The following is a 6140-nucleotide window of genomic DNA, read 5'->3' as shown; positions in this document are numbered from 1 at the left end:
GCTTTCCGGCAGCCGCCTCGCCGTCGAGGTGATCGTCCAGTTCCGCCGACAAGACCCGGTTCGCCAGGGCCTTCTTCAGCTCATCGACCAGCCCGTCCTTGGCGAAAACATCGCGCGGATCACGTCCCGCAAGCAACTGATCCAGTGTGTCCTTCTTGATGACCATGAGCGCCCTCCATCGGCGTCACTATGGCCCCGGACACAAAATACCGGACAGTCCCAAGCACGTGAGGGGTCCATATCGCGCAGGGGCAGCACAAAGTACCCGCTTGGGGGACCGTCCCGCAGGGCCCGGCACGCAGCCACGCGAAAGTCGGCTTTAAGCGGGCCGCACTTGACCCTGCCGCTCAAAGACTGCCGTGCACCCTTGCCGCCCCATGCCGATTTACCACTTCTTAACCACGGCGGGCGCCATTCTGAGGCGTCCGTTAGAGCCGGGGGGCTTGGAAAGGACCGTAACCATGCGAGCGCTCGATGCTGTTCAAGCCGTCGTGGATCAGTTCGTTGGCCTGTCAGTTGCCTTTGTCGAACGCCAGCTGATCCTGGCAACGCTGCGGGAAACCGGCGGCAACCGCACCCATGCAGCCTCACTACTCGGCATTTCCATCCGCACGTTGCGCAACAAACTTACGTTGTACGCAGCGGACGGCTACAATGTACCAGAACCTGTACATCCAGCGACACAATGAGCGCGCGATGTCCCTTGCCTCGCCGCATGGCATTGCCGCAGCAAACCTCGTCTCCTCCGCAACCATGGCCGGCCTCCTGCGCTGCCTGGTGCAGAAAGGCGTTTTGCAAGCCGCCGACATAAGGGAGATCTACGAAATCGCGCTTCTCCTTCTTGAACAGCAGCAAGGCGCTGTGCCGGACGCAGAGGTAACCTTTAAAGCCGCCCGATCCGCAATTGAACGGAACCTGGCATAGCCAGTCAGGCCAAGCAGAGCCTCGCTAATGACTATCGGCCGATGTTCACGACGCTACACAGGCCTCCAAGGCCTAAAAAAACGATTGGCGCACAAGCAAGTCGTCCCCTCGGTCCTGCTATCGGCTGTCGCAGCGCCATGGCATCGGCGGCAATGACGGCTCCTGACGTTGCTTGCGCAGTGCCTCGACCTTCACAGGCTTCGGTGCCTTCGCCGCTGCCGGCCTTTGCGGCTTCGGCTCGCGGGCCGTTCGCGGCGGCTTCAACTCACGCGCCTGTGCCGTCAGCCTCAAAGCCTCGTCCTCGTTGACGCTCCGCCATCGGTCTGAGAGCGAGAACACGTTGACGAAGCGCGGCCCCACCGCGATGTCAATCAGGCCGAGACGATCGAGCAGCGTCAGACTTGGCGACAGCGTCTGCCGTCCGAAGCGGTGGTCCAGCCTGAAGGTATCGTAAGACAGCGCCACGCTGGTGCCGCTCCCGATTTCCGTCTCGATGACAGCGAGCAACCGCCGCGCAGCCTTGGTCAGCACCCAATAGGCCGGTGACACCACGTGTTCAATCATGGCCAGCCTCCCCGGAAGTATGACCCGCTGATTAATCCACAGTGCGCCGCTGGCGGTCAACGATCCGGTCCGAGCCGAAACAATGATCACCGTTGGATCGATTACATCGTCATTTTTCTTCGCGTTTGGTTTTTCCTGAAATAAACGCCTGCGTTAATCGCGGATCTAGCCCGTGGCTTGGTAGAAATGCAACGCTCATTTCGCGTCTGAATTGCAATCGAGCGGGCGCGATCGATAACAATGGTGTCGTCATTGTCGGATGGAGCCATCTGAAGGGAAGGATCGGCATTATTCAACATGTAGCCACGTCCCCAGACAGTTCCGATGTAGTTGGTTCTGCCTGATATGGCCGCAATCTTCTGTCTCACCTTGCAGATAAATACGTCGACGATCTTGAGCGCAGGTTCGTCCATCCCACCATAGAGGTGGTTGAGGATCATTTCCTTTGACAGAGCGAAGCCACGGCGGCTCGCCAGGAACGCAACGAGTTCATATTCCTTGCCAGTCAAACGAACGGGCTTCCCGGCCACGTCAACCGTTTTTGAATCCAGATCGATGCAGAGATCTCCGACCCGGACGGTGCGGTTCTCCGTACCGTTACAGCGACGCACCAAAGTCCGAAGGCGGGCAAGAAATTCGTTTCGGTGGAATGGCTTTGTCACGTAGTCATCCGCCCCTGCAATCAGGGAACGGACCTTCTGTTGAATCTCGTTGATGCCCGAGAGGATCATCAGCGGCGTTGTAATGGAAGTTGCTCGGAGTTTCGTGAGCACCTCCATGCCAGGCATGTCGGGCAAGCCGAGATCCAGAACGATCAGGTCAAACCGCGCCGACTGAGCGAGGGCAAGGCCATCGGCTCCGCAGGCTGACTTGGTGACCTCGAAGTTCTCCAGCGTGAGAAACATCTCGATGCTCTGCGCGATCGATGCGTCGTCCTCAATCAATAAAACGCGCATAACAAACTCCGATTCGCAGCGGATATCTTCACAACGTTGGCTGAAGCATGGTTAATAATTCCATATTTTTACGCTGGTCGGTCTTATAATAGGCTTCCCCCGACCGCGGGGAAGACCACCAACTTCATCGCAAGGGTTACGATCAGCCATATCGTCAGCGAGAGTTCTTCGATCGCCATCAAGACATGATCTTTCGCTGGAATTCTTGCGCCGGCCGGGGCCGAAGCGCTTGGTAGATGGCCCCGCGTCGGGGTCGATCTGCTTGTGCGGCTGGGGCGTACAGGGCGTCATCCTGCCGATGTCGACTGCTTTCCCGATGGCGGCAACGAGGGGAAGGGCGCGCAGAACGTGAGGACCTCCGATTTGATGACCCGGATCCGAGAGGTGGAAGCGAGCCTCCGCTCTGAGCCGAAAGCGTTCAGCCGTCCCGGCAATGCCCCGAGTTAAGTTCAGTTGAGAGCACGTCGTTGGCTACATCGAAACGCACGCTGAATAGTTGCGCCTGGATGGGTTGCCCTTGCCCATGCGGCGTTGCTCGAAGCGTGGCCGTCTCAACGCTAGCGGCCCGCATGGGCAAGGGGCCCCATTGACGGGGGCGCGGGCTGGCCGACGGTGGCGGGGCGCGTGCGAGCATGGGCAGGCATCGCACCCCGCTGTCACCTCGACCGGCTAGTGACGGGAACTGGGCCTGCGCAAGAAGGCCGGCGCCCGCCCCATTGCGATGGGCCGGATCGTCAGACCGGCCCCCCAGCCTCCGACGATCCGACCCGTTTGCTCACACTTACGGAGTGTCCAGACTAGAGCGCCCGTTCGGATCGGCGCGCGTTGATATGGATCAATTTCGGGCATCGATGCCCGAGTGCCCAAGCTGGTGCAGGCCCTCGATGTAATGACGGCAGCGACCGTCGCGCATAGTATGACCGACGGTATTTCCGCGACGAAAAGCTTTAGCTTGGTCATTGCCGCCACGAGTGGCCCGGAGATCAACGCAGCCAAACGCTTCTTCCGACGGATCGAGGCATGAAAGAGCTTTGGCTAATCTTGTCTTCGTTTGACCAGCCTACCTTTCGTGAGCACCATGGGGCATTGCACGACCTTGCCCTGAGTCGATTCGACGGCAGGGGCGGGGGTAGCGGATAAGCCGATACTGATCCAAGGCTCCCCGGCATCGCCCCCCAGCTCTAGCCGGGCGCAGAAGACCCCGTAGCGCCATCCGCAATCTGGCATCTACGCGGTTTTTCCGACCGGATGAATGATGACTGCTAATTCCAAGCTCGGCTGCTGCAATGCGGCGACCGACTCACTGACTGCTGGTGTCGTTCTCTAAACGCGCACACCGTCTGGTTCAGCGCCGGCCAGGAGACCTCTTGCGCAACCAGATACACTTGGAACGAGCGGACATCCTCAAGCCCGGGCCGGTTCGGGGGGGGGGCGAAATGACGCCGAACTGTCGCGATCGGGATGGCCTATGCTTGCTGCACTGCAGCATGTTCTTGACATTAATGCTGCAGCGCACAATACGATAACCAGTCCCCGGTGGTTATCTCTTTCACACGAGCTTGGGGCGACACGTCGGGCCGTTCCGGCCCTTCACTAAAGCGCCACCAAAGGTGCACAGGAGAAGACCATGATCCAGAAGTTCGAGACCCTTCAGAAGGCTTCCAAAGAGAACGTCGACGCAGCCCTGAAGGCCTTCGGCGCCACCTCCAAGGGCGTGCAGACCATTGCCGTGGAGGCCATCGACTATGCCAAGAAGTCCTTCGAGGCTGGCACCGCCGTGATCGAGAAGCTCGCTGGCGTGAAGACCTTCGACAAGGCTCTCGAGATCCAGGCCGAGTACGTCAAGACCTCATTCGAGGGCGCGGTCGCCCAACTTACAAAGATGGGCGAGCTCTACGCCGCTCTCGCCAAGGACGCCTACAAGCCGGTCGAGGGCATCGTCGCGAAGGCCGCTCCGGCCGCCGCCGCTGTGGTCGCCGCCGCTACGAAGCAGGCCGCCTGATTTCGGCCAGCCGCCGTAAGGCGGCCGCGCTCCCAGTGAATAGAGTTACGTAGGAAGCCCGGCTGCGGCAGGCTCTATGGAAACCGATTGGAGGCTTCGGTTTGACCGGAGCCTCTTTTCATTTTGCGCATCCATCACCTTCGGGTCGACAGCGCCGGCGCACGAAGTTCGTCGTCGAGAAAGCCGTCTTGGAGATCGAGGTCGACGATGCCAACGCTGGGGCCCGGCGTCCTCCTCTTCGTCCTCCTCTTCATCGAAGTCCGCATCGATGTCGATGCCCGGCGAGTTCAGCTCGGCGACGACCCAGCTCTCGTTCATGCTCAATCGCGTGTCGCCGCGGCCCCTGCCGAAACGCACCCTGCGGTGATGGCCGTGCCGCCAGATCACCCGCATCGGCTTGACGACGAGCGGCAGTTTCTTGTCCTTCATGGTCCACGGCCTTCGCTCAAGTACGGTCACATGTCGCCGTTCCCGAGCCGTTCGTGGGGTGTTCTTCCGGCCCGGAAACGTGTTTCCAATTTCCGGAAGTTTTGTTCGCAATTCTCCCGCCTGACAGCTCCATCTGGGCGCGACGCTCCCCACGCCGCGAAGAGCATCTGCAGTCAGGTGGTGGTCTCAGACATGGGGCCTGACGTGCATCGTCATGTTGCGGTGCCCGGACTTGGCGATGTTCATCTCTTCCCTGACGCGGGCGAGCGCCCTGGCCAGCGGCGAGCGTGCTTCTTCCGATCCCATTGCGCCGGCCGCAGGGCCAGGGCCTTGGCCTCGCCTTCGCTGAAATGGACGATCACCTGGAGCGGGGCATGCGTTCTTGGGTGCGTGAGCGTGTCAGACATGACGGCCCACCTCGGCGGCGACGCGCCTCACCTTGCCGTCCTCGAAGCCGGGATCGATGCGTAGTAGGTAGCTGCCGAAGGCTGTCGCCTTGACGGTGTGCAAGGCTTCGGTGGAACTATCTTCGGACACCGTGCTGTTCTCGACGGCCGGCGTCCAGAACCAGAGCCTCGGTGGATCATTGGCGATCTCAGTGAGCTTGCGTTCGGCCTCGGCCCGCTCAGGTCACCGGCGAGCCAGACCAGAACGAAGGCGTCGAAAGCGACGCTGAGCAGGCGGCCCTTTCTACGCATGGAAACGGGCCTCGGACGCGATGCGGAACAGCCTATTCCCGCCGTCCTTTAGGCCAATGTCGCCGCTCAGGCCAGGTTGTAGCGTCGTGGCCTCACCTTCGGCGAAATCTCGCCCGATCTACAGCGATCCCAGCGGATTTGCCGCTTAGCAGCTTCGCTGGCTCCTTGGTGTCCGCACCTCTGGCCGAGTACGGGCACACTCGATGATGGCCACGGGATGAGCCGGTTGCTGACCGAGGAAGAATGGCAAGCAACGTTCGGCATGGGGGAACGGTGCCCACTCTGGGCGCGCGGCTTAGAAGCTATGGGCGGCGCAACGAGGCCGGTACCATCGTTGCCGCAATCAGCGATGGAGCACCTTTATGGCACACAGCATCGATGCGAGCAGATGTTCGATTTCACTTGATCAAGGCGCGACCCTGGTCGCCGTGATCGAGATGGGCCAGGCGAGTTGGTTGGTCGCCGGCCTCGTCCCAGGCGTGGAGCGCCAGCCATTGAAGAAGCTGCCCGTCGATCAGCACGGCCTGCTGGCTGCCCGTCGATCAGCACGGCCTGCTGCAATTGCTG

8 protein-coding genes and 2 pseudogenes are annotated in these 6140 nt (G+C 60.9%); 5 read left to right on the top strand and 5 right to left on the bottom strand.

What is annotated here, in order from left to right:
- The coding region (locus AC1DW9_RS35940; RefSeq protein ID WP_476855374.1) for a transposase at window positions 1-166 on the bottom strand (166 nt) is incomplete at its 3' end.
- Between the two features lie 295 nt (window positions 167-461).
- Here AC1DW9_RS35940 and AC1DW9_RS35935 point away from each other — a divergent pair.
- Window positions 462-689 carry a helix-turn-helix domain-containing protein gene (locus AC1DW9_RS35935; RefSeq protein ID WP_441508772.1) on the top strand — a complete coding sequence of 76 codons (228 nt, stop codon included), beginning with the start codon at window positions 462-464 and terminating at the stop codon, window positions 687-689.
- Window positions 655-924 carry a hypothetical protein gene (locus AC1DW9_RS35930; protein WP_441508773.1) on the top strand — a complete coding sequence of 90 codons (270 nt, stop codon included), beginning with the start codon at window positions 655-657 and terminating at the stop codon, window positions 922-924. The genes AC1DW9_RS35935 and AC1DW9_RS35930 overlap by 35 nt, the downstream gene beginning before the upstream one ends.
- Window positions 925-1041: 117 nt before the next feature.
- Here AC1DW9_RS35930 and AC1DW9_RS35925 read toward each other — a convergent pair whose 3' ends face one another.
- Both AC1DW9_RS35925 and AC1DW9_RS35920 read right to left on the bottom strand, forming a co-directional pair.
- Window positions 1042-1548 carry a hypothetical protein gene (locus AC1DW9_RS35925; RefSeq protein ID WP_476770270.1) on the bottom strand — a complete coding sequence of 169 codons (507 nt, stop codon included), beginning with the start codon at window positions 1546-1548 and terminating at the stop codon, window positions 1042-1044.
- Window positions 1549-1757: 209 nt separating this feature from the next.
- Window positions 1758-2444: pseudogene (locus AC1DW9_RS35920) on the bottom strand (response regulator transcription factor); the annotation flags it as partial.
- Window positions 2445-3303: 859 nt separating this feature from the next.
- On the opposite strand from AC1DW9_RS35920, the gene AC1DW9_RS35915 reads away from it, so the two are divergent.
- On the top strand, window positions 3304-3468 hold the full coding sequence (locus AC1DW9_RS35915) for a hypothetical protein (protein WP_476770269.1): 165 nt from the start codon (window positions 3304-3306) through the stop codon (window positions 3466-3468).
- Between the two features lie 603 nt (window positions 3469-4071).
- Window positions 4072-4446, top strand: a complete 375-nt coding sequence (locus AC1DW9_RS35910) for a phasin family protein (protein WP_476770268.1) — start codon at window positions 4072-4074, stop codon at window positions 4444-4446.
- 45 nt (window positions 4447-4491) lie between these two features.
- Here the strand turns inward: AC1DW9_RS35910 and AC1DW9_RS35905 are convergent, their stop codons facing one another.
- Window positions 4492-4875, bottom strand: coding sequence for a hypothetical protein (locus AC1DW9_RS35905; protein WP_476777499.1), 384 nt, complete (start codon window positions 4873-4875; stop codon window positions 4492-4494).
- Window positions 4876-5274: 399 nt separating this feature from the next.
- Window positions 5275-5412 (bottom strand): hypothetical protein, encoded by a 138-nt coding sequence (locus AC1DW9_RS35900; RefSeq protein WP_476777500.1) that lies wholly within the window; start codon window positions 5410-5412, stop codon window positions 5275-5277.
- Window positions 5413-5935: 523 nt separating this feature from the next.
- Here AC1DW9_RS35900 and AC1DW9_RS35895 point away from each other — a divergent pair.
- Window positions 5936-6140 (top strand): annotated as a pseudogene (locus AC1DW9_RS35895) (IS110 family RNA-guided transposase); the annotation flags it as partial.

The sequence above is a fragment of the Allobosea sp. P4_E12 genome (assembly GCF_056401655.1).
This window is presented reverse-complemented; position numbering and strand designations above follow the sequence as displayed.

What these genes read in the sequence shown, in the direction of transcription:
- AC1DW9_RS35935 (WP_441508772.1), top strand. Translation starts at nt 462, where the DNA reads ATGCGAGCGCTCGATGCTGTTCAAGCCGTCGTGGATCAGTTCGTTGGC.
- AC1DW9_RS35910 (WP_476770268.1), top strand. Translation starts at nt 4,072, where the DNA reads ATGATCCAGAAGTTCGAGACCCTTCAGAAGGCTTCCAAAGAGAACGTC.
- AC1DW9_RS35905 (WP_476777499.1), bottom strand. Translation starts at nt 4,875, where the DNA reads ATGAAGGACAAGAAACTGCCGCTCGTCGTCAAGCCGATGCGGGTGATC.
- AC1DW9_RS35930 (WP_441508773.1), top strand. Translation starts at nt 655, where the DNA reads ATGTACCAGAACCTGTACATCCAGCGACACAATGAGCGCGCGATGTCC.